The sequence below is a fragment of the Vibrio sp. NC2 genome (genome assembly GCF_025195005.1).
GTDB lineage: Bacteria > Pseudomonadota > Gammaproteobacteria > Enterobacterales > Vibrionaceae > Vibrio > Vibrio splendidus.
The window spans coordinates 211,352-235,410 of record NZ_JANVFC010000006.1 but is presented as its reverse complement, the minus strand read 5'-3'; the positions used below and the strand labels follow the sequence as shown (position 1 = coordinate 235,410).

Sequence of the window (24,059 nt, the reverse complement as noted above, 5' to 3'; positions counted from 1 at the left end):
AAAGCTCTGAATACTCAGAGCTTTTTATCTTGGATAAGTTTCCTAATCAACTAATATTTTTGATTAGTTAGATACACTTATTGTGTTTCGCAACACAAAATCGGATTAGTGACCACCAGAGATAACTGGAGCGACAACCTCACCAGTACGCTGAATGATCCAACCTGCATCGTAGAACCAAGCGGTCATCGGCTCAACAAAGAACACGATACCAGCAAGGCCAACAAGAGCCAGTACGATAGTATATGGCAAAGCCATGATAACCATGCGGCCGTAAGACAGTCTAATTAACGGGGCAAGTGCCGATGTTAATAAGAATAGGAATGCAGCTTGACCGTTTGGCGTAGCAACAGAAGGTAGGTTAGTACCTGTGTTGATAGCAACAGCAAGTAGGTCAAATTGGTCACGAGTGATGATGCCTTCAACCAGTGCAGTTTTCACTTCGTTGATGTAAACCGTACCTACGAACACGTTATCTGACACCATCGATAAGATACCGTTGGCCACATAGAATAGTGCGAGCTGTGCACCTTTATCTTCAACGTGAAGTACTGCATCGATCACTGGCTTAAACAGTCCCTGGTCAATGATTACAGCAACGACAGCGAAAAAGACAGCAAGAAGTGCAGTAAATGGTAGCGCTTCTTCAAAGGCTTTACCCATCGAGTGCTCTTCAATTACACCAGTAAACGCCGTTGCTAAGATGATAACTGAAAGGCCAATCAAACCGACTTCAGCGACGTGAAGCGCAAGGCCTACGATAAGCCAAACTGCGATTGCACTTTGAACCCATAGTTTTGCTACGTCTTGTTTTGTACGGTTTGCGCGTTCTTTGTTGTCAAATTCAACTAAGATTTGGCGAACGTTATTTGGCAGTTCTGCACCGTAGCCAAATACTTTAAATTTCTCTACAAGTGCACAAGTGATAATGCCGCAGATGAATACAGGCAATGTTACTGGCAACATACGGATGATAAATTCACCGAATTCCCAGCCTGCTTGCTTAGCAATCACTAAGTTTTGCGGTTCGCCTACCATGGTCATTACACCACCGAGTGCAGTACCTACACCAGCGTGCATAAGTAGTGAACGTAGGAAAGCACGGTAGTTTTCTAAATCGTCACGAGTTAGCTCAGAGATCTCTTCATCGTGAGTATGATCGTGTGCAGACGTAGTGCCTTTACCTGATGCGACCTTGTGGTAGATAGAGTAGAAGCCAACTGCAACGCTGATTACAACGGCGATTACCGTTAGTGCGTCTAGGAATGCTGATAAGAAAGCAGCAGCGATACAGAAAGCGACAGAGAGTAGGACTTTGGATTGAATGCCAAGCAGGATCTTCGTGAAAATGAACAAAAGCAGTTCTTTCATGAAATAGATGCCAGCAACCATGAATACTAATAAGAGTAAAACTGGAAGGTTTGCTTGTAGCTCATGATAAACCATTTCGGGTTTGGTCATGCCAATGGCGACCGCTTGAATTGCCAATAAACCACCCGGTTGAAGAGGGTAGCATTTTAGAGCCATAGCTAGAGTGAAAATAAACTCAACCACTAATAGCCAGCCCGCAACAAATGGGTCAACTAGGAAGAAAACAAACGGGTTGATGATTAAAAAGGAAATGATGGCAAGTTTATACCAATCAGGAGCCTTACCAAGGAAGTTCTTGATAAAAGCGTTTCCGAGAGACATCGGCATGTTAATACTCTTTTATGTTGATTATGAATAGATAAGCAATACAACATTTGAGAATCGAGCTATAGAGGTTGTTAAAAACTATAACTAACAGTGACTTAGAAAAACTACATTCCATGTAATGTTCTGTGGTCTTGCCAAGTCACTCCCTTAGAAACTCAAGCACTGCTAATTTTTGAGCGAAACTCTACTCTTAGATAACATTTAGTCAACAGGAAAACCCCTGTAGCCCTAAAAATACCTCTTTTTTGTTGAGAAACGCGATCAAAGTAGCGCAAGCATACCACTTAAAATGTGATAAAAACCGACTAGAATCAATATTTCAGCGAAATGATTGAAATTAACAGAATAACGACGGTTTATATATGATTATTACAACTTAATATTGCAAATTAATAACTTTGAAATTATGACCAATCTCATTGATTTTAAAGAAAATTTGTTGTGTTAATGGTTTGTTGAAATGGTGGTTTATCGTTGCTTGCTTTTCAAACCTAGGGTGCAAACGCGTGCTGAACTTTAGAGTTTTAACTCTACTGGTGTTTTGGAGGAGTAAAATTTTTGAGGGTGTTTCCGCTGGGTGTGAACTAGTGGTATGATGAGTAAATTAGAACAGAATAATTAAATTGGATTGAAGTGTAGATGGTCATTAAGGCTAAAAGCCCGGCAGGATTTGCAGAAAAGTATATCATTGAAAGTATTTGGAATGGCCGTTTCGCTCCAGGTTCTATCTTGCCCGCAGAGCGTGAGCTTTCTGAGCTGATTGGTGTTACACGTACTACGCTTCGTGAAGTACTTCAGCGTCTTGCTCGTGATGGTTGGTTGACAATCCAACACGGTAAGCCAACTAAAGTTAACCAGTTTATGGAAACGTCAGGTCTTCATATTCTTGATACATTAATGACGTTGGATGTTGATAACGCAAGCAAAATGGTAGAAGACTTACTTGCTGCACGCACCAATATCAGCCCTATTTTTATGCGTTATGCATTTAAAGCAAATAAAGAAGCTTCTGAGCGTACGATTACTAACGTGATTGAATCTTGTGAAGCTTTACTTGCGGCACCGACATGGGATGAATTCCTAGAGTCTTCTCCGTACGCTGACAAGATCAAACAATCAGTGAAAGAAGACGCAGAAAAAGATGAAACGAAGCGTCAAACGATCTTAGTTGCTAAAACTTTTAACTTCTACGATTACATGCTTTTCCAACGTTTAGCATTCCATTCAGGGAACCAAATTTATGGTCTGATCTTCAACGGTGTTCGTAAATTGTACGACCGTGTTGGCAGCTACTACTTCTCTAACCCAGAAGCTCGTCGCTTAGCCATGGAGTTCTACAAAGACTTGTTTGTTATTTGTGAAAGTGGTGAGCGTGAAAACTTGCCACTTGTGATTCGTAACTACGGTATCGCAAGCGCACAGATTTGGAACGAGATGAAAACAACGTTACCAACAAACTTTACTGAAGACGACAGCTAAGTCTTTTCATTAAAGTCCTGTTAGGTTGGTTTACTTATTAAGTAAATGACGTAAAGAAAACGAAAAAGCGGCGAGATAATCAAATTATCTCGCCGCTTTTTATTTATCGATAGTTGGTGAAAACTTATCAATAGGCAGTAACTTACCCTGCAAACTCTTCTGAGTCTGGACGGTTAGTAAATTGCACGCCATTTAGAAAATCGCAAAGTAGTTGGTCTTCACATACTTTGTAGTTCTTGTTCTCTGGCTTACGGAAGTAGGCACCAATTTCGTACTTACTTAGGCTGATGCCTACCACTTCTAAGATATCTAACACATCTTCTGCTTTCATGTTCAACGCAATACGCAGCTTCATGAAAATCATGTTGTTAGTCAGAGCAACTTCAGGTTTAGGCTGAACACCCTCTTTTTTGCCACGCTTAAGGTTGATAAAACCATTTAGGAATACCGCTAACTCTTTATCTTTCATCGTAGAGCATGACTTGTCGTTGTCTTCTTTTAGCCAGTTGATCACTTGGTCATGAGCAACGGTCACATCAGCTTGTTCGATAGCTTTAATGATCTGTGCATTTTTAAGGTTTAGCGCGTGTTGAATACGACGCAAGATTTCGTTGTTAGTCACTGGGGATTCCTAAAAAGGGTTTGGAGAGTAAAGAGGTGTTGGCTAGCCCGTTATCGTCGACAAACCAATTTCTACTCTACATAGCATAGTTGACGGCGACTCTAACAGAGAACGCTTATTTTCGGTAGATATAAAAAATCCCCAATGCTTATTAACTCATTCAAGTTAAAAGTGCATTAGGGATTTCGCTATGAGAGCTTGTTATCTGACTGAAGCCAGAATTACATTACACGCATACCAGGTTGAGCACCTTCGTGTGGCTCAAGGATCCACAGGTCGCTGCCGCCAGGGCCCGCGGCTAAGATCATGCCTTCAGACATGCCAAACTTCATCTTACGAGGTTTTAGGTTTGCAACCATTACGGTTAGCTTACCTTCTAGCTCTTCAGGTTTGTATGCTGACTTGATGCCAGAGAATACTTGACGAGTTTCACCACCGATGTCCAGTCGGAACTTCAGGAGTTTGTTCGCTTTTGGTACTTCTTCACATGAGATAATACGAGCAATACGCATATCGACTGCTGCAAAGGCATCGAACTCAATCTCGTCTGCGATTGGCTCTTTGTCTAGCTCAGTTTGGCTTGCTTGCTCTTTTTCAGCTTCTGCTTTTTCTTTCGCAGCTGCTTCTGCGGCTGCATCTTCTTTAGAAGATTCGATCATTGCTTCCACTTTCTTCGGATCAATACGGCTAAACAGCGCTTTGAACTTAGTGATTTCGTGATCAGTTAGCGGTGTAGCAATCGCTTCCCACGTTAGCTCTTCGTTTAGGAAAGCCTCAGTGCGCGCCGCAAGCTCTGGCATAACTGGTTTCAGGTAAGCCATTAGCACGCGGAATAGGTTAATACCGACAGAAGAAACTTCTTGAAGCTCTTTCTCTTTGCCTTCTTCTTTCGCAAGAACCCAAGGTGCTTTTTCGTCAATGTACTGGTTAGCTTTATCTGCTAGTGCAGTAATTTCACGGATAGCGCGGCTGAACTCACGAGTTTCGTATAGCTGACCGATACGCTCAGCAGCAGTAACGAATTCGTTGTATAGCTCAGGTTCTGCAAATTCAGCAGCAAGTTTGCCTTCAAAACGTTTCGTGATGAAGCCAGCGTTACGAGACGCTAGGTTAACAATCTTGTTTACGACGTCAGCGTTTACACGTTGAGTGAAGTCTTCAAGGTTAAGGTCTAAATCATCGATACGGCTGTTTAGCTTAGCAGCGTAGTAGTAACGTAGACACTCAGGATCTAGGTGGTTTAGGTACGTGCTTGCTTTGATGAATGTCCCTTTCGACTTAGACATCTTAGCGCCGTTCACGGTTACGTAGCCGTGTACGAATACGTTGTTTGGCTTGCGGAAACCAGAACCTTCTAGCATTGCAGGCCAGAATAGAGAGTGGAAGTACACAATGTCTTTACCAATGAAGTGGTAAAGCTCAGTTGTGCTATCTTTCTTCCAGTACTCGTCGAAGTTTAGATCGTCACGCTTGTCACATAGGTTCTTGAAAGAAGCCATGTAGCCAACAGGAGCGTCTAGCCATACGTAGAAGAATTTGTTTTTCTCGCCTGGGATTTCGAAGCCGAAGTAAGGTGCATCACGTGAGATATCCCACTGTTGCAGACCAGACTCGAACCATTCCTGCATTTTGTTTGCAGTTTCATTCTGTAGAGAGCCAGAACGAGTCCACTCTTTAAGCATGCTTTCGAACTGAGGTAGGTCGAAGAAGAAGTGCTCAGAATCTTTCATTACTGGAGTTGCGCCAGAAACCGCTGATTTAGGGTTAATTAGCTCAGTTGGGCTATATGTCTCACCACAGTTATCACAGTTATCACCATACTGGTCTTCTGACTTACACTTAGGGCAAGTACCTTTTACGAAGCGGTCTGGTAGGAACATCTCTTTCTCAGGGTCGAAAAGCTGAGAAATAGTACGGCTAGAAATGAAGCCGTTCTTTTTAAGTTCTAGATAGATGTGAGAAGCCAGTTCACGGTTCTCTTCGCTATGTGTGCTGTGGTAGTTATCAAAGCTGATATCAAAGCCAGCGAAGTCTTTTTGGTGCTCTTCACTAACAGCAGCGATCATCTCTTCTGGCGTGATACCCATCTGTTGAGCTTTAAGCATAATTGGCGTGCCGTGAGCATCGTCAGCACAGATGAAGTTTACAGTGTTGCCACGTAGACGCTGGTATCGAACCCAGATATCAGCTTGGATATGCTCAAGCATATGGCCAAGGTGAATAGAGCCGTTAGCGTACGGAAGCGCACAAGTTACCAAAAGTTGTCTTGGATCAGTTGCCATACTTAATAATTCGCTTTTTTGATAGGTATAAATTTTGAGAGGTAATACTACTTTATAACGTGTGATACGCCAAGGTATCAGACAAAGGATTCCCCTAGTTTTTTAGGGGTTCAGTCTTCATCTCGTGGGTGATAGCATAAATAAAAAAAGGAGCCCCAATGCGTAACTTTACTTCTAAGCAAGATTTCTGTTCATGGTTGAATGAGTTCGAGTCACCAATCCTCATCCCAGAGTGGGCGCTACACCAAAATATTGTATCGGTTGATCCTCGTGGGTCATTTGTCATTACCTTGCCTTTTGCAGCTAATCAGCTCGCGGTTGAACTGGAACAGTGGATCCACTCCCAGATTGAACAACAGCTTGTCAGCACTTTTCAGTTTGAAGTAAAAGTGAAGCCGTCTGCGCTAGAAACTACAGTCGCAACACCATTGAAAGGCGTTAAGAACATTATCGCCGTGACGTCGGCAAAGGGTGGGGTGGGCAAATCGACAACTTCGGTAAACCTTGCGCTTGCGTTATCTAAGTCAGGTTCAAAAGTGGGCTTGTTGGATGCGGATATCTATGGTCCATCTGTGCCTATGATGCTCGGTCAACTGGATGCAAAGCCAGAAGTACAGAACAACAAATGGATGATGCCAATCGAGGCGCATGGCATTTTTACTCATTCTATTGGCTATCTTGTGTCGAAAGATGATGCTGCAATCTGGCGTGGCCCAATGGCAGCGAAGGCTTTAGGTCAGCTTGTTAACGAAACCGTATGGCCAGAGTTGGATTATCTTGTTATCGACATGCCACCGGGCACAGGTGATATTCAGCTAACGCTTTCACAGCAGATCCCAGTAACGGGCGCGGTAGTCGTGACGACTCCTCAAGACTTGGCTTTAGCCGATGCACGTAAAGGTGTAGCGATGTTCGATAAAGTGAGCGTGCCAGTTGCAGGCTTAGTGGAAAACATGAGCTACCATATTTGTAGTCACTGTGGCGAAAAAGAGCATATCTTCGGTGCTGGTGGTGCAGAAGCCATGTCGGAAGAGTTCTTCCTCGATATTTTGGCGCAAATCCCACTGCATATTGATGTACGAGAAGACATCGACGCGGGTTGCCCAACGGTTATACGTCGCCCGGACAGCGAACACACTCGTCTTTACCTAGAATTGGCTGAAAATGTGGCTGCGAAAATGTTCTGGACGGGAAAAGCGAGACCGGAAGCGATCAACTTTTCTATGGTTGATTAGAGTAGATAAGTCTTTAGGTCGTATAAATAATGTTTGGGTGAGATAAATACCTTTTGTATTTGGCTAAAGAGCCGTTGGGTTTGTGCAAATAGTTGTACGCCAGTTATTCGAAAGCAAACGATTGTATTCATTTAATGTATAGATAACATCAATTTGACTGCAATTAGCAAGAATGGCGACTAGAATCTATGTTGTTTAGCCCCTATAATCAGGCGGTTTATCTCTTCCCACCACCAAACCATATCGGGTGCAAAATTAATGTCTGATAATAATCAATGTGTCATCGTAGGTATCGCTGGCGCTTCAGCATCAGGAAAAAGTCTGATTGCTAGTACAATTTATAATGAGTTGCGCGAGAAAGTAGGCGACCATCAAATTGGTGTTATCACGGAAGATTGCTACTACAGCGACCAAAGCCACTTGAGTATGGAAGAGCGTGTTAAAACTAACTACGATCACCCAAATGCACTGGATCATGATCTATTATGTGAACACCTACAGCAGCTAATGAGTGGCAATGCGGTAGAAGTTCCTGAATACAGCTACACAGAACACACACGTACTTCTGAAACGACTACACTTACACCTAAGAAAGTGATCATTTTAGAAGGTATTCTGCTTCTAACAGACCCGCGTCTTCGTAAACTAATGCACGCAAGCGTGTTTATGGATACACCGTTAGACATCTGTCTACTACGTCGTGTTAAGCGTGATGTAGAAGAACGTGGTCGTACAATGGACACGGTACTTAAGCAATATCAAGAAACAGTACGTCCAATGTTCATGCAGTTTATCGAGCCTTCAAAACAACATGCAGACATCATCGTTCCTCGTGGTGGTAAAAACCGTATTGCGATTGACGTGCTAAAAGCGCACATTGCGAAGTTGTTGAAGTCTTAATCGAATAAAAATTTGCCTAAGTGACTCACTTAGCTTTATTTTTTACCGAATCAGTGGCACTTTTATAGTGCCACTTTCTTTTGGAATCTAAGCAAGGAATATGCGGATGAAGAAACTACTCATTTTCATAGCTGTACCAGTGTTTGTTGTCGTTGCAGCAATTCTGGCACTAGTGCTGTTAGTGAACCCTAACCAATTTAAGCCATTAATTGTCGAACAAGCCCAAAAACACACAGGCCTAGAGCTCGTGATCGAGGGCGATATCAGCTGGCAATTCTTCCCATCTATTGGCTTCGAACTTGGTCAAACTGAATTACGTAACCCTGAAGGATTCACCCAACCAAACCTGTTTAAGGTTGATACCGTTGGCGTTGATGTTTCGGTTACCCCGCTATTTAGCAACCAACTAGAGATTGGCAACATTACTCTAGATGGTGCAGAATTCTATTTAGAAACGCTTAAAGATGGTCGTAAGAATATCGACGCGCTAACGCAAGCATCTGCTCCTCAAGAGTCTGAGCCTGCAGCTGACGCAAGTTCTGAATCAACACCTGCGCCTCAAGAGCAAAGTGCTACAGACGCATCTGGTTGGACGATCAACCTTGCAGGCGTCACTGTTTCAAATGCATTGTTTGAGATGGACGACAAACAAGCTGGTTCATTCACTAAGCTATACGATGTGTCTTTGAACCTTTCTGAGTTTGCCGTTGATACATGGACAACCGCGACGTTTGCGGCTTCTGGTGAAAACAATCAACAGAAGTTCTCTGCAAACGGCAGTGCTGAATTCAAATTAGCGGAAGGCTTCGCAAGTTACGCACTGCGTAATATTGACCTAAACGCTAAGTTTAATGATCCAGCAACGTCGATTGAGTCAGCAAAGATTGGTTTGAATACGTTTGAGTTCGATAAGGTAAACCAACTGACTTACGCTGTAATCGGTAATGCGGCTGGCCTTGACCTTGATCTTAAAGGTGGCGGTGAACTTACGGTTGATAGCGCGATTTCAAAAGTAACGCTGAACAAATTAACGTTAGACTCAACATTCAAAGGCGACACGCTTCCTCAGTCTCCAATGAAAGTGGATATGCTGTCTGATTTAAGCTTCGATCTTAATAAGAGCCACCTGAGCTTTGTGTTAGAGAAGTTACAAGCTAACGCTATTGCTTTAGACGGTAAAGCAGACGTAACCCTATCTGAAATACCAAAGGTTCGTTTCTCACTTCATAGCCCGAATATCGATTTGGACGAGTTCTTAGGCTTAGGCAATACAACAGAAACAGCGAGCACAGCTCCTTCTGGTTCTGCTGGTGGCTCAACGTCAAACTCTGGTAGTTCAGCTCCTGCTAAAGAAGTGGAACCTGATCTGTCGGCTCTGAAAACGTTAGACGTGAAAGGTGACATCACTATTGATAAGTTCAAGGCGAATAACGCGAAGATGCAGAATGTTAAAACGGCATTTTCGGTTAACCGTGGTATCGCAGAGCTAACCTCATTCACATCGAATCTTTACCAAGGTTCTATTTCTGCGACCGCTAAGCTAGACGCTCGTAAAACACCAGCGACTTACACTGCTAAGAAGAAAATTAGAGGTGTGAAGGTTCAACCGTTACTGGTTGATGTAGCGAACAACGACATGCTGGAAGGCACGGGTAATATTGATGTTAACGTTAAAGGTAAGAGCCTGACGCCAACAGGAATCAAGAAGAACCTAGTCGGTACTATCGTGATTAACTTTGAAGATGGTGCTGTTAATGGCATCAACGTTGCTCAACTGATTCGAGAAAACTACGCTAAGATCAAAGGCGAAAAAGTTGAAAGCACAAATGAAGCTCAAAAAACGGACTTCAGTGCAATGAAAGCGACACTGAAGATCGACAAAGGTTGGGTTTCAACGAACGATTTATCGGCACAGTCACCACTGCTACGCGTGACAGGTCAAGGTAAAGCAAACTTCATTAATGAAACGGTCGACTTCCTTGTACGTACATCGATTGTTGGTTCGCTTGAAGGTCAGGGCGGTAAGAACATTGATGACCTGAAAGATGTGACCATCCCAATTAAGGTAACAGGCCAATGGGCTGACCCGAAATTTGCGCTTGTTTTTGATGATGTGTTGAAGCAAAAAGCACAAAAAGAGATCGACCGTGGCGTGAATAAGCTAACGGATAAGATCAAAGACGAGAAGACCAAAGAAGCGGTTGACGGTTTGTTGAAAGGTTTCTTTAACTAATCTTTGCCTAACTCGCATATAAAAGAAGCGCCATTCCTACTGTAGGAATAGCGCTTTTTTTTGGATGCTGATTATTATCCGGGCTTAGTAAGCAAAGAGATTCCCTATGAGACTCGTTCCTCGTTCTAGGGAATGACGATCGGTGCTCGTCCTTTATTAAGGGGAGTAACACTGAAGGGTCGTCATCCTCTAGAGGGAAGAATGACCGAGTGGGGGATCTCTAGTTGAATGCGATTACCAGTCAACGCCTTGAAGCGCTTTCACACCTGATTCGAAAGCGTGTTTCACGTTACGAACTTCAGATACCGTATCCGCCATCTCTGTAAGAGTACGGTGCGCACCACGACCGGTAATGATCACAGATTGCATTTTCGGACGGTTGTTGAGAGCCTCTACCACTTCATCCAGCTCGATATAGCCATAGCTCACCATATAAGTCAGCTCATCAAACAGAATTACGTCAATCGACTCATCGGCTAGCATGCGCTGACATTCTTTCCAGATACGTTGTGCGGCTTCAATATCTTTTGTTTTGTCTTGGGTTTCCCAAGTGAAGCCGGTTCCCATAACTTGGAATTCCACATCCAGCTTTTGAAGAACGTTCTTTTCGCCGTTATCCCAAGTCCCTTTGACAAATTGTGCAACGGCACATTTCTTACCATGACCAACGGCACGTGTAATGGTACCAAAACCGGATGTTGATTTTCCTTTACCGTTACCAGTGATAACCAATAACAGGCCTTTCACTTCTTGTGCTGCAGCCACTCGTGCATCAACTTGTTCTTTTACTTTCTGTTGTCTTGCTTTATGGCGTTGTTCTTTGTTGTCTTCGGTCGACATAACAAATCCTTTTAAGTTGTGATTGCGCCTATCATAGCCTAACTTAACGATAGCAAAAACCATCGGAAGAACAGGTGATTACGGATGAAAAAGATACTCGTTGTTTGCATGGGGAATATTTGTCGTTCGCCAACAGGTGAAGCGGTGCTTAGAAAGAAAGCTCAACAGATGGATATTGACGTTGTGGTCGACTCTGCAGGGACGATTGGTTTTCATCAAGGCAACCCGCCAGACTCGCGTTCCAAATCTGCAGGAGAGAAGCGAGGTTACAGCTTTAAGGGGATTACTTCTCGTAAAGTGGTTGATAATGACTTCGAAGAATTTGACCTGATCCTCGCGGCAGATAGGGCGAATTTAGATGATTTAACGAATCAGTGCCCAGCCCACCTTCAATACAAACTTGCTCTATTCTTGAGCTTTGGAGAGTCACAATATCAAGAGATACCGGATCCTTATTATGGTGAGGGAAATGGCTTTGAGTTGGTGTTGGATTTAATCGAAGAGTCTAGCGAAGCGATACTGCGTTCAATGTAGCGTAGAAGCTGTGTTCTTGGTTGGGCGATAAAGTATCAAGGTTCATCGATATAAAAAAGGCCGACATCGAATGTCGGCCTTTCTAAATCTAGCTTTAAGCCATGACTAAGCTTACTTAGACATTACTTTGTAGATTGGGTCTTCTGCAACGTTCGCTTCAACTAAGCTACCGGCTTTGTGCAGCATAGCAACACAGTCTTGGCTTAGGTGGCGAAGGTGAAGTGTTTTACCTAGTGCAGCGTAACGGTCAGCAATCGTGTCGATCGCTTCAATTGCAGAGTGGTCTGTTACGCGTGAGTTGGCGAAATCAACGATAACATCTTGTGGATCGTTGTATGCGTCAAACAACTCAAGGAAGTTAGCGGTTGAACCAAAGAAGATTGGGCCGTTAACTTTGTACTCTTTAGAGCCTTCAGCGTTAACTGATTTGTCTGCGTAGATGTGTTTAGCATGTTGCCATGCGAACATTAGTGCCGAAGCAACAACACCCACACCAACAGCGACCGCAAGGTCCGTTAGTACTGTTACCACGGTAACCAGAACGATAACGAAGAAATCTTGCTTAGGAACGCGACGCGCAAGCTTGAAGGTTGCCCATTCAAACGTACCGATAACAACCATGAACATTACGCCCACAAGTGCTGCTAGAGGAATCATTTCAATCAGTGCAGAACCAAACAGGATGAACATCAGTAGTGCGACTGCCGCTACGATACCTGAAAGACGACCACGACCGCCTGAGTTTACGTTGATCATCGATTGACCGATCATCGCACAACCACCCATCGCACCGAATACAGAACACGTTACGTTAGCCATACCTTGACCAACACATTCACGGTTAGATTGGCCACGAGTGTTTGTCATCTCGTCTAGTACCGTTAGTGTCAGTAGAGACTCGATCAGGCCGATAGCTGCAAGGATAATTGCGTATGGCAGGATGATCTGAAGTGTCTCGAAAGAAAATGGAACTGCAGGAATAGAGAACGTTGGTAGAGAGCCCGCTAGCGTAGCGGCTTCGTCGCCAGACATAGTACGTAGGAAGTCAACAACAGTACGAGTTTCAAGATCAAGGCCTACAACCAAAGCCGTTACCGTTACAATAGCTACCAATGAAGAAGGTACTGCTGTAGTGAGTTTAGGTAGGAAGTGGATGATCCCCATAGTGAGTGCGACTAGGCCTAACATCAGTGTCATTTGGCCGCTTGGTAACCAAGTTAATGCACCCGTTACGTCTGGCGCTTTAAATTGACCAAGCTGAGCTAGGAAGATCACAATTGCCAAACCGTTCACGAAACCAATCATTACTGGGTGTGGAACGATACGGATAAATTTACCTAACTTGAATACACCCGCTGCAATTTGCAGAAGGCCAGCCAGCATAACGGCTGCGAATAAGTATTGAACGCCATGGGTTGCCACTAGGCTCACCATTACAACAGCCATTGCGCCAGTTGCACCAGAAATCATACCTGGACGACCACCGAAGACGGAAGTGATTAAACCTACGATGAATGCTGCGTAAAGACCAACCATTGGGTCAACGCCAGCAACAAAGGCGAATGCTACGGCTTCAGGTACCAGAGCTAGGGCTACTGTAAGACCTGAAAGCACGTCATTCTTTACAGAGTGCTTTGAAAATTGTGGGAATTCGAACATGTTTGCTCAGCTATGCTAAAAATGGATTTACCGACACGAGTGTATTGCGTAGCCAAACAGTGATGGAAAAGAGCGGCAATAGCGAAGTGTCGAAAAGATAAGTGCGCGAATGCTACCCAAAAATGTGACTAAGTTCAAGGTTGAACCTAACTTTGAGTAATATATCTGTTAATTTTTATTCGATTAGTAGATATGAAAAAGGCTGCTTTAATAAGCAGCCTTTGATTCTATTTACTTGTGATTATCTATCAGTAATCGCTAGTAGTTTGGCTTAGTCATACCTGCGCCAGCTTGGTTCGACGCTGCCTGACTACCTGCACCTTTCGGTACAAAACGCTCATTGCGGAACGGAGCTGCAACAACTTCAATCTCTTTGATCTCTTGTGGACCAGGAGCTTTAGTCATTGGTGAGCCTGCTTGCTTCTTAGCAACCGTTGCTTTTGGTGCAGCTTGAGGAGCTTCTGCTTTTACAACAGGCGCTTCTTCAACTTTTGCACTTTCAGCTTTAGGTGCTTCAGCTTCAACAACTGGTGTTGTCTCTTCTACTGCAACAGCCGCTTCGACTTTCGTCGCTTCTACAATCACTGGAGCTTCAACTTTCTCAGTTTCAACGACCACTGGTTCTTCTTCAACGACTACAGGAGCTTCAGAGCGCGTTTCTTCAGCAACAACTGCGTCTTCACGAGAGATGATTACTTTACCCATAGCTAATTCAGGACACGCAAAACCGCCAGCCATCACTACGTTGCTTTGAGGTGCATTCTCTTGAGCTGTATTTTGCTCTGGAGCTTGAGCCGCAACTTGAGTTTCAGTAGCAACTTGAGCTTCAACAGCAACGTCCATTTCCGCCACTTCAGGTTTTGTCTGATTGTGGTGAGGTTTTGGAATGAAGCGAGGCATCACTTTACCCATAGCCATCTCAGGAGAAGCTACACCACCTTTACGTAGGCGGAATGGGTTAGGGCGACGATCACGACCGCGACGACGACGTTGACCACTTGCACGTAGGTGACGTGGAGAACGACGGTTACGACGTTGCTTCGGCTCTTCCTGTTCTGTTTGCTCAGCATTTACTTGAGTTGCTTCTACTTGTTCCACAACTTTTTGCTCTTGAGCCACAGCTTGTTCGTGATTTGCTGTTTGTGCCTTTTGCTCTTTTGAAGCGTTATCGGCATTGTTGTCAGCTTCTGCTTGAGCTTGCTGGTCTTTAACTCGAACCAGTTTGTTCAGCTTACGACGTTGACGACGCTCTTTAATTTTCACAGCTTTTGCTTCAGGCTTCGCCTTTGGCGCTTCTGGTTTATCAGCTTGAGCTTCTGCCGCTAGCTGTAGACCTTCTTCTGCTAATTTAGATGGTACTTGCTCTTCCTGTTGCTTCTGCTCATCACGTGGCTTATTGCGACGATCTTGCTTAGGCTTACGAGGCTGACGAGTTTGCTGTGGAGCTGCTTCTTTTTGCTCTTCAGGTTTCTCATCACGTACAGGTTTACGACGGCGTTTGTTGTCGCGGTTTTCGTTGCGATTGTCACCACGTTCATTACGTTGTTCGCTACGGTCACCACGCTCGTTACGTTGTTCGCCACGGTCACCACGTTGGTTACGACGGCGGTTGTCGTTACGATCACGGCGTTGACGGTTACCGTTGTTGCGATTGTTCTTAGGTTTTTCTTCTTGCTTCTCTTCTTCTTTCTTCTCTTCTTGAGTTGAAGAGCCAAATAAGAAGCTACCGATAGCTTTGAAGAAACGACCAATTAGGCTAGGTTCTTGCGTTGCAGCTGGTTCAACTTTCTTCTCTTCAACAGCTTTAGGTGCTGGAGCAGGAGTAGGTGCTGATTGAGCTGGAGCCGCGAAACCTTTCAGAGCAGGCTCTTCGATCTTCTTAGGACGAATAGTCTGTTCTACTGGTTCTTTGCTTTCTGCTTCTTTTAAAGCTTCTAGCTTGGTAGGCAGCAAGTAAGAGAGTAGATCGAACTCTTCACCTTCACGAACACGGATAACCTCAAAGTGTGGTGTTTCCATGTCAGAGTTAGGAACAACAGTGATCTTAACTTCTTGGTTCTTCTCGATGTGGTTTACTGAGCGACGTTTTTCGTTCAGAAGGTAAGAGGCGATTGGAACAGGCACAACAGCAAGTACTTGTGCTGTGTTGTCTTTCAGAGCTTCTTCTTCAATCAAACGTAGAACAGAAAGTGCTAGAGATTCGTTATCACGAACAACACCAGTACCTGTACAACGAGGACAAATGTGGTGGCTTGCTTCTGCTAGTGATGGACTCAAACGTTGACGAGACATCTCTAGAAGACCAAAGCGAGAAATACGACCAATCTGAACACGTGCACGATCTAAACGAACGGCATCACGTAGACGGCTTTCAACTTCGCGTTGGTGGCGAACCGGAGTCATATCGATGAAGTCGATAACAACAAGACCACCTAGGTCACGTAGACGTAATTGACGTGCAATTTCATCGGCTGCTTCTAGGTTAGTGTTTAGCGCTGTTTCTTCAATATCGCTGCCCTTTGTTGCACGAGCAGAGTTGATATCGATAGAAGTTAGAGCTTCTGTTGGGTCGATCACGATAGAACCACCAGACGGAAGACGAACTTCACGTTGGAAAGCTGATTCGATCTGGCTTTCAATCTGGTAATGGCTAAATAGTGGCACTTCACCATCGTATTTCTTAACGCGATTCATGAAATCTGGGCGTATTAATTGAATGTGCGCTTGTGCACGTTCAAAAATAGTATTGCTGTCGATTAGAATCTCGCCAATATCACGACGTAGATAGTCACGAATCGCACGAACGATAACGTTACTTTCTTGGTGAATAAGGAAAGGAGCTGCATTTGAATCAGAAGCTTGCTTAATAGCGCCCCAGTGATTCAATAGAACGTTCAAGTCCCACTCTAGCTCTTCTGCACTTTTGCCAACACCTGCTGTACGCACGATTAAGCCCATGCCTTGAGGAAGCTCAAGAGTGCTTAATGCTGCTTTCAGTTGAGTGCGTTCATCACCTTCGATACGACGAGAAATACCGCCAGCACGAGGGTTATTAGGCATAAGAACTAAGTAACTACCAGCCAAAGAGATGAAAGTTGTCAGTGCAGCGCCTTTGCTACCACGTTCTTCTTTCTCAACTTGCACGATTACTTCTTGTCCTTCTCTTAGCACTTCTTTAATGCTAGGACGGCCTTGGTATGTATAACCTTCAGGGAAGTATTCGCGGGCAATTTCTTTAAGAGGGAGGAAACCGTGACGTTCTGCGCCGTAATCAACAAATGCCGCTTCTAGGCTTGGTTCAATACGGGTAATACGTCCTTTGTAGATATTCGCTTTCTTTGACTCGTGACCTGGACTTTCGATATCTAGATCGAACAGTCGCTGGCCATCAACCAAAGCGACACGCAACTCTTCTTTTTGAGTTGCGTTAATTAACATTCTTTTCATTTAGAAATTCTCATTGTCTTTTCTTATTTTCATCATTGGTCTTATCGCTTTATTCGTTTCTCATGGTGCCAGATCCCATGGCTTTATCGGTGCAGCCTCCCGGCTGGAGTAGGGATGCTCTGGGGCACGTCAGTCATCATAGGGAGTTAGCCTATGATCCGCGATGTGGCGGTGAATACTCAACATGAGTGTACGTGAGTAGAGCGATAAGGAACTCAGTTGACCGTGTCTTACGCCGATTGCAGCACTGTCTAATCTGAGTCATCTACTCATTTACTTGCTTATGAATGGTTAGCTGTTTAAATATTAGTCAATCCATTGATAGCAGCTGTGAACTATAGCAGTGGTCGGTAAACACAGCAATCTGCTTTGTCGTAATGCGGTAAAAAAAACAGTTTTTGTTTGGGTTTTGATAGCTCTAACTCACTGTCTATAAATAATTTATCAATTGATATTTTAATTTGCAGGAAGCTTGGTGCTTTTTTGTTCGAAGAATCAAAGAAATATAGAACTTCAATGACCTTTTAGGGATAGATCGGCAGGGATTATAGATAAATAAGTTCAGAATAGGGTTAAGAAAATCTCAATTATCAAAAGTGACAGTGATACAATGGCCCAATGAGCGAAATTAGAACCCAAGTCCAATTTGTCGACATTGACGAAGATATGGCTGGTCAGCGTATTGATAACTTCTTACGCAACCAATTAAAAAACATCCCGAAAAGCATGATTTACCGAATCGTGCGTAAAGGCGAAGTCCGCGTAAACAAAAAACGCATCAAGGCTGAATACAAACTAAAAGCAGGTGATTTAGTTCGTATCCCGCCAGTCACTATTGAAGAGAAAACAGAAGAGAACGTGCCAAGCACGAAACTCAATAAGGTTTCTGAATTAGAACAGTGCATCATTTATGAAGATGATCACATGCTAATTCTGAATAAACCATCAGGAACTGCGGTTCATGGTGGTAGTGGACTTAAGTTCGGCGCAATTGAAGCGTTAAGAGCACTTCGTCCCGATGCGCGTTTTCTTGAACTTGTGCATCGTATTGATAGAGATACGTCAGGTATTCTACTTATCGCGAAGAAACGTTCTGCGCTAAGACACCTTCAAGCACAGTTCCGTGAGAAAACCGTACAGAAGTACTATTTTGCTTTGGTGATGGGTGAGTGGAAGAACAGCTGTAAGGTTGTTAATGCTCCGCTGCTGAAGAACGAAGTGAATAGTATTGTTCGTGTTAACCCGAATGGTAAGGCTTCTGAAACTCGTTTTAAGGTTTTGGAAAAATTCCAAGATGCGACGTTAGTTCAGGCAAGCCCAATTACCGGCCGTACGCACCAAATTCGCGTACATGCTCAGTATACTGGCCACCCAATTGCTTGGGATGACCGTTACGGTGATCGTCGTTTTGATGCTTACACGGGTAAAGTAGGATTGAATCGTTTGTTCTTACATGCCGCCAACATTAAGTTTACCCACCCAGGTAGCGAAGAGAAGATAGATATCTCGGCTCCAATGGAAAAAACGCTAGAGAGAGCACTCACTGGTCTACGTAAGCTTTAAGAAGATACGAGATACGAGATACGAAAGGGTTAGCTGTTTCTAGCCTTACTTATCTATTAACAAAAAAGGTTGACGAAATTCGTCAACCTTTTTTGTTTTCATCTGTTGTAGAAGATCCCCAACTCGCTCGTTCCTCGCTCTTGAGGATGACGACTTTTTAAAGTCAGGTTCTACATCATGAGCTGATTGGATAATGTAGCTATCTTCGTCCTTCCCTAGACTGACGAAGGAAGGAGTAGGGAATCTCTAACAAAGAGAGGGTATCCGTTATAGTACGCTCATTCCTTGCGCTTCTAACATATCAACCAGATCGATCAGAGGTAGACCGATCAAGGTATTCGGGTCCTTACCTTCCATCTGTTTAAATAGCGCGATACCTAACCCTTCACACATAAAACTGCCCGCGCAGTAATAAGGCTGTTCTTTCTCAACATAAGAAATGATTTGCTGCTGTGTTAAATCACGGAAATGCACGATGAAGGTATCTAAGCGAGTGTCGGCTTTATTGGTTTCGCTGTTCCATACGGTTACCCCAGTATAGAAAGTGATGATTTTGCCGCTTTGGCGAGATAGCTGCTCAATCGCTTTTTCACGAGAGTGTGGTTTACCAATGATTTCTCCATCAATCACACACACTTGATCGGAACCAATCACTAGGCTTGGTTGTTCGATAGTACAAGACTTGGCTTTTGTCTCGGCAAGACGCATCACTAACTGTTGAGGTGTCTCTTCTGGAAGTGGTGTTTCATCGCAGTCAGGCTTCGCTGTGACAAAGTCTAACTGTAGTTTTTTGAGGATCTCTTGCCTAAATGGAGATGTAGAAGCTAAAACTAGTTGGTAATTTCTCATTTTAATTTACAATTCGTGTAAGCATTTAGTTCAGGATAACGTAACTTATCCTGCTATTCATAATGCTCTGAACAGGAAAGGTAGGAAAGTACATTTTTTTTGCCATTTCCTTTGACTAAACACGATTTGGAAGATAAGATTCGCGCCCTATGCAAAAGGAAAAAATACCGCGTACAGTTGATCCGGCAAGAACGGCTCAAAAACGACTCGATATGGATGGTATCATTCAAGTCAGTCTTTTAAAGCGTTTAACCGAAACAACTGAAGGCGTAAAACGTGACGCGCAAGTCTCAATGTCATTTGGGCTTGATGAACAACGATTAGTCGTTATCTCTGGTAAAGCTAACGTCGAAGTCGATTTAGAGTGTCAACGTTGTAATGAGGTTTTCGCACATGAGTGCGATGTCCAATTTACTTATACTCCTGTTTACAGCGAGAAAAGTGAAGAGGAAGCACCGGAAGAGTACGATTTGGTAGATCTGAACGAGTACGGTGAGTTAGACCTGATTCAATTAGTTGAAGACGAGTTCATCCTTGGATTGCCACAAATAGCAATGCACGACGATGCGAAATGTAGCGTTAACTCAAATAACTTGGTGTTTGGTGAACTTCCTGAAGAAATTGAGGAAGATAAAAAGCCGAATCCATTTGATGTTTTAAAAAACTTAAAGAAGTAACTTATTAGTAAGTATCTTTAAGAATTTACATAGGAGTAGGGTCAATGGCCGTACAAAAGAGCAAGAAATCACGTTCAATGCGTGGCATGCGTCGTTCACACGATGCGCTAACTACAGCTGCACTTTCTGTAGACGCAACTTCAGGTGAAACTCACCTACGTCACAACGTGACTGCCGAAGGTTTCTACCGCGGCAAAAAGGTTATCAACAAGTAAGGTTGACCTTTGCAAAATCTAACCGTTGCGCTTGATGCAATGGGCGGGGACTTCGGTCCTCGTGTAACAGTGCCTGCCGCCGTGCAGGCACTGTCGTATTTCCCAGAGCTAAAAGTCATTCTCATAGGTGATCGAAATGCGATCACATCTCAATTATCTTCATTAGGTCGAATGCCTGATTCTCGTTTGAGTATCCAGCATTGTGATCGAGTCATTTCCAATTCTGAAAAACCTTCACTAGCCTTACGTAATAGTCAGGGTAGTTCTATGCGTGCTGCTATCGATTTGGTTGCCGAATCACAGGCTGATGCTTGTGTGAGTGGTGGTAACACTGGCGCACTGATGGCGTTATCTCGTTTCAGACTCAAACTCCTTCCCGGTATTGATAGGCCTGCATTGGTTTCAGCTTTGCCTACTGCTTCTGGCAATCGTACATGGATGCTTGATTTAGGAGCGAACGTTTCTAGTGACGCAGATTCACTGTTTCAGTTTGCTGTAATGGGCAGTGCATTAGCGGAACAACATTTAGGTCGCGCTCCACGTATCGCTATCTTGAATATCGGTGCCGAAGAAATCAAAGGCAATGACCTTGTGAAACGATGCGCGGAAATGTTGTCTAATACTCAGTCTGTGAACTTCATAGGCTATATTGAAGGTAATCAATTACTTCAAGATGCTGCTGATGTCGTCGTATGTGATGGTTTTGTGGGCAATGTCTGCTTAAAAACGTGCGAAGGTACGGCTCAGCTCTTTATTGATAAGCTAAAAACGCGCATGATGGCTTCAACAATAAAGGGTTGGATCGCCAGAATGTTGTTTTCTGAGCTATTTACTGAATTAAAAACCTTGAACCCCGACCAGTATAACGGCGCAAGTTTGTTAGGATTGCGCGGCATTGTCATTAAAAGTCATGGAAGTGCTGATGTGTCTGCAGTCGTCAACGCGATTGGTGAAGCAGTACACGAGGTCAAACGACAAGTCCCCAGCCGCATTAGCGATCGTTTGGAAGCGGTTTTACTCGAGAGGCATTATTAGTCTTCATGTATAGCAAAATTTTAGGTACTGGCAGCTACTTGCCATCTCAGGTGCGTACTAACGCAGACTTAGAGAAAATGGTAGAGACTAGCGATGAGTGGATCGTTGCTAGAACAGGTATTAAAGAGCGTCGTATTTCAGCGGAAAACGAAACCGTTGCGGATATGGCGTTTTACGCTGCTGAGAATGCCATTGAGATGGCAGGTATCGACAAAGAAGATATTGATTTAATCATCGTTGCGACAACCAGCAGTAGCCATACATTCCCGTCTTCGGCATGTCAGGTACAAGGTAAGCTTGGTATCAAAGGCTGCCCTGCGTTTGATTTAGCTGCGGCGTGTTCTGGCTTTGTCTATGCACTGTCTGTTGCTGATCAACATATCAAGACTGGTATGTGTAAAAACGTTTTGGTAATCGGTGCGGATGCACTGTCAAAAACCTGTGATCCGACTGACCGCTCTACTATCATCTTATTTGGTGATGCTGCAGGCGCGGTGGTTGTAGGCGCAAGCGAAGAGCCAGGTATTTTGTCTACTCACATTTACTCTGATGGTAAATATGGTGAGCTTCTAAGCCTAGAAGTTCCAGAGCGTGGCGGTGATGCAGACAAATGGCTGCACATGGCGGGCAACGAAGTATTTAAAGTGGCGGTAACTCAGCTTTCTAAGCTAGTTAAAGACACATTAGCGGCGAACAATATGGATAAGTCAGAGCTTGATTGGTTAGTTCCACACCAAGCGAACTACCGTATTATCTCGGCAACCGCTAAAAAGCTGACGATGTCGCTTGATCAAGTTGTGATTACTCTTGATAAGCACGGCAATACGTCGGCAGCAACCGTACCAACGGCCCTTGATGAGGCTGTTCGCGACGGGCGAATTAAACGTGGTCAAACGCTTCTACTCGAAGCATTTGGCGGCGGCTTCACTTGGGGTTCTGCGTTAGTTAAATTCTAACTCCAAGCGATAATCAACAAACAAGGCACATAACTTATGTGCCTTATTCAATTTTTTGCTTTGCTTAAAGGAAAATTACAATGAGCAAATTTGCTATCGTATTCCCAGGCCAAGGCTCTCAAGCTATCGGTATGCTTGCTGACCTAGGCGAACAGTATGATGTTGTTAAAAAGACATTTGCTGAAGCTTCAGAAGCACTTGGTTACGATCTATGGGCATTGGTTCAAGATGGTCCAGTAGAAAATCTAAATGAAACTTTCCGTACTCAACCAGCTCTACTCGCTGCGTCTGTTGCAATCTGGCGTGTATGGCAAGAGCTTGGTCTAGAGCAACCTGCAAACCTAGCAGGCCACAGCCTAGGCGAATACTCTGCACTCGTGTGTGCGGGTGTTATCGACTTTAAAGAAGCGATCAAGCTGGTTGAGCTACGTGGTCAACTGATGCAAGAAGCTGTTCCTGCGGGCGTTGGTGCAATGTACGCAATCATCGGTCTAGATGATGAAGCGATTGCTAAAGCGTGTGAAGAAGCGGCACAAGACGAAGTTGTGTCTCCAGTTAACTTCAATTCACCAGGCCAAGTTGTTATCGCGGGTAACAAAGCAGCAGTAGAGCGTGCTGGTGCACTGTGTAAACAAGCAGGCGCTAAACGTGCTCTTCCTTTACCTGTATCTGTGCCGTCTCACTGTGCCCTTATGAAGCCTGCAGCAGACAAGCTAGCGGTTGCTCTAGAAGCTCTAGAGTTCAACGCACCAGCACTGCCTGTTATCAATAACGTCGATGTTATTGCTGAAACAGACCCTGCAAAAATCAAAAGTGCACTTGTTCGTCAGCTATACAGCCCAGTTCGTTGGACTGAAGGTGTACAAGCGATGAATGAGCAAGGCGTTGAAAAGCTACTAGAATTAGGCCCAGGTAAGGTTCTTACTGGTCTAACAAAACGTATTGTTAAAACTATGACAGCTGCTGCAGTTAATGACACTGCATCATTAGACGCTGCTAAGTAAATAACCAATTAATAGAGAAGTTATGATGAATTTAGAAGGCAAAGTTGCACTAGTTACAGGCGCAAGCCGTGGCATCGGTCGTGCAATCGCTGAGCTTTTAGTTGAGCGTGGTGCTAAAGTTATCGGTACTGCTACGTCTGAAGGCGGCGCTGCTGCAATCAGCGAGTACCTTGGTGAGAACGGTAAAGGTCTTGCTCTTAATGTCACTGATGTTGACTCAATTGCTGCTACACTGAAAACCATCAACGATGAATTCGGTGCGATTGACATTCTGGTTAACAACGCAGGTATCACTCGTGATAACCTTCTCATGCGTATGAAAGACGATGAATGGAATGACATCATTGATACTAACCTAACGCCTATCTTCCGCATGTCTAAAGCTGTATTGCGTGGCATGATGAAGAAGCGTCAAGGCCGTATCGTAAACGTTGGTTCTGTAGTAGGTACTATGGGTAACGCTGGTCAAGCTAACTACGCAGCAGCAAAAGCTGGTGTGATTGGTTTCACTAAATCAATGGCTCGTGAAGTTGCGTCTCGTGGTATTACAGTGAACACTGTAGCGCCAGGTTTCATCGAAACAGACATGACTAAAGCGCTAAATGATGACCAACGTGCAGCAACTTTGGCGAATGTACCAGCAGGTCGACTAGGTGACCCTCGCGAAATCGCTGAAGCTGTGGTATTTTTGGCGTCACCTGCGGCAGCTTATATCACAGGTGAAACACTTCACGTCAATGGCGGTATGTACATGGTGTAAATTATGTGCAACATTTGTGCATGATTTAAGTCAAGATCATACGTAATTTCGGTTAAAATCGTGAAAATTGT

The 24,059-nt window shown here is 44.0% G+C and carries 19 protein-coding genes; 12 read left to right on the top strand and 7 right to left on the bottom strand.

Translation table 11 applies throughout. From position 1 onward, the window contains the following. Positions 1 to 105: 105 nt before the first annotated feature. A complete protein-coding gene (gene nhaB, locus NX845_RS11115) occupies positions 106 to 1,698 on the bottom strand; it encodes a Na(+)/H(+) antiporter NhaB (RefSeq protein ID WP_004734008.1) in 1,593 nt (530 codons plus the stop codon). Between the two features lie 639 nt (positions 1,699 to 2,337). Here nhaB and fadR point away from each other — a divergent pair. Beyond that, a complete protein-coding gene (gene fadR / locus NX845_RS11110; protein ID WP_017084025.1) occupies positions 2,338 to 3,177 on the top strand; it encodes a fatty acid metabolism transcriptional regulator FadR in 840 nt (279 codons plus the stop codon). A gap of 142 nt (positions 3,178 to 3,319) precedes the next feature. Here the strand turns inward: fadR and NX845_RS11105 are convergent, their stop codons facing one another. After that, complete coding sequence (locus NX845_RS11105; protein ID WP_017084024.1) at positions 3,320 to 3,799, bottom strand: DUF1456 family protein; 480 nt, start codon at positions 3,797 to 3,799, stop codon at positions 3,320 to 3,322. 221 nt (positions 3,800 to 4,020) lie between these two features. Further along, positions 4,021 to 6,081, bottom strand: coding sequence for a methionine--tRNA ligase (metG, locus tag NX845_RS11100; RefSeq protein WP_260256819.1), 2,061 nt, complete (start codon positions 6,079 to 6,081; stop codon positions 4,021 to 4,023). A gap of 158 nt (positions 6,082 to 6,239) precedes the next feature. On the opposite strand from metG, the gene apbC reads away from it, so the two are divergent. The 3 genes from apbC to NX845_RS11085 all read left to right on the top strand — a co-directional run bounded on the left by apbC (position 6,240) and on the right by NX845_RS11085 (position 10,449). Further along, positions 6,240 to 7,316 (top strand): iron-sulfur cluster carrier protein ApbC, encoded by a 1,077-nt coding sequence (gene apbC / locus NX845_RS11095; protein ID WP_065681293.1) that lies wholly within the window; start codon positions 6,240 to 6,242, stop codon positions 7,314 to 7,316. 258 nt (positions 7,317 to 7,574) lie between these two features. Beyond that, a complete protein-coding gene (gene udk / locus NX845_RS11090; protein WP_004734002.1) occupies positions 7,575 to 8,216 on the top strand; it encodes a uridine kinase in 642 nt (213 codons plus the stop codon). Between the two features lie 106 nt (positions 8,217 to 8,322). Next, a complete protein-coding gene (locus NX845_RS11085; protein ID WP_260256818.1) occupies positions 8,323 to 10,449 on the top strand; it encodes an AsmA family protein in 2,127 nt (708 codons plus the stop codon). A 234-nt stretch (positions 10,450 to 10,683) separates the two neighbouring features. On the opposite strand, the gene cobO is transcribed toward NX845_RS11085, so the two are convergent. After that, a complete protein-coding gene (cobO, locus tag NX845_RS11080) occupies positions 10,684 to 11,289 on the bottom strand; it encodes a cob(I)yrinic acid a,c-diamide adenosyltransferase (RefSeq protein WP_029224603.1) in 606 nt (201 codons plus the stop codon). Positions 11,290 to 11,373: 84 nt separating this feature from the next. On the opposite strand from cobO, the gene NX845_RS11075 reads away from it, so the two are divergent. Continuing rightward, positions 11,374 to 11,823: a low molecular weight protein-tyrosine-phosphatase gene (locus NX845_RS11075; RefSeq protein ID WP_102497468.1), complete on the top strand. Its 450-nt coding sequence runs from the start codon at positions 11,374 to 11,376 to the stop codon at positions 11,821 to 11,823. Between the two features lie 111 nt (positions 11,824 to 11,934). Here the strand turns inward: NX845_RS11075 and NX845_RS11070 are convergent, their stop codons facing one another. Together NX845_RS11070 and rne are read right to left on the bottom strand one after the other, a co-directional pair. After that, complete coding sequence (locus NX845_RS11070) at positions 11,935 to 13,482, bottom strand: SulP family inorganic anion transporter (protein WP_004733998.1); 1,548 nt, start codon at positions 13,480 to 13,482, stop codon at positions 11,935 to 11,937. Between the two features lie 258 nt (positions 13,483 to 13,740). Next, positions 13,741 to 16,929 carry a ribonuclease E gene (rne, locus tag NX845_RS11065; protein WP_215514769.1) on the bottom strand — a complete coding sequence of 1,063 codons (3,189 nt, stop codon included), beginning with the start codon at positions 16,927 to 16,929 and terminating at the stop codon, positions 13,741 to 13,743. 618 nt (positions 16,930 to 17,547) lie between these two features. Between rne and rluC the strand changes: the two genes are divergently transcribed. Beyond that, entirely contained in the window at positions 17,548 to 18,492 is a 945-nt protein-coding gene (gene rluC / locus NX845_RS11060; RefSeq protein WP_065681288.1) for a 23S rRNA pseudouridine(955/2504/2580) synthase RluC, read from the top strand. 267 nt (positions 18,493 to 18,759) lie between these two features. On the opposite strand, the gene NX845_RS11055 is transcribed toward rluC, so the two are convergent. Then, positions 18,760 to 19,341: a nucleoside triphosphate pyrophosphatase gene (locus tag NX845_RS11055; RefSeq protein ID WP_065681609.1), complete on the bottom strand. Its 582-nt coding sequence runs from the start codon at positions 19,339 to 19,341 to the stop codon at positions 18,760 to 18,762. 149 nt (positions 19,342 to 19,490) lie between these two features. On the opposite strand from NX845_RS11055, the gene yceD reads away from it, so the two are divergent. The 6 genes from yceD (at position 19,491) to fabG (ending at position 23,988) form a co-directional block, all read left to right on the top strand. Beyond that, positions 19,491 to 20,018, top strand: coding sequence for a 23S rRNA accumulation protein YceD (gene yceD, locus NX845_RS11050; RefSeq protein ID WP_004733994.1), 528 nt, complete (start codon positions 19,491 to 19,493; stop codon positions 20,016 to 20,018). 44 nt (positions 20,019 to 20,062) lie between these two features. Further along, positions 20,063 to 20,233 carry a 50S ribosomal protein L32 gene (rpmF, locus tag NX845_RS11045; RefSeq protein ID WP_004737376.1) on the top strand — a complete coding sequence of 57 codons (171 nt, stop codon included), beginning with the start codon at positions 20,063 to 20,065 and terminating at the stop codon, positions 20,231 to 20,233. A 9-nt stretch (positions 20,234 to 20,242) separates the two neighbouring features. Next, complete coding sequence (gene plsX / locus NX845_RS11040; protein ID WP_017107285.1) at positions 20,243 to 21,268, top strand: phosphate acyltransferase PlsX; 1,026 nt, start codon at positions 20,243 to 20,245, stop codon at positions 21,266 to 21,268. Between the two features lie 5 nt (positions 21,269 to 21,273). After that, positions 21,274 to 22,224 carry a beta-ketoacyl-ACP synthase III gene (locus NX845_RS11035; protein WP_010437276.1) on the top strand — a complete coding sequence of 317 codons (951 nt, stop codon included), beginning with the start codon at positions 21,274 to 21,276 and terminating at the stop codon, positions 22,222 to 22,224. 80 nt (positions 22,225 to 22,304) lie between these two features. Continuing rightward, entirely contained in the window at positions 22,305 to 23,228 is a 924-nt protein-coding gene (fabD, locus tag NX845_RS11030; protein WP_065681608.1) for an ACP S-malonyltransferase, read from the top strand. Between the two features lie 25 nt (positions 23,229 to 23,253). Further along, a complete protein-coding gene (gene fabG, locus NX845_RS11025; protein ID WP_010437280.1) occupies positions 23,254 to 23,988 on the top strand; it encodes a 3-oxoacyl-ACP reductase FabG in 735 nt (244 codons plus the stop codon). The last annotated feature ends 71 nt before the right edge of the window (positions 23,989 to 24,059 follow it).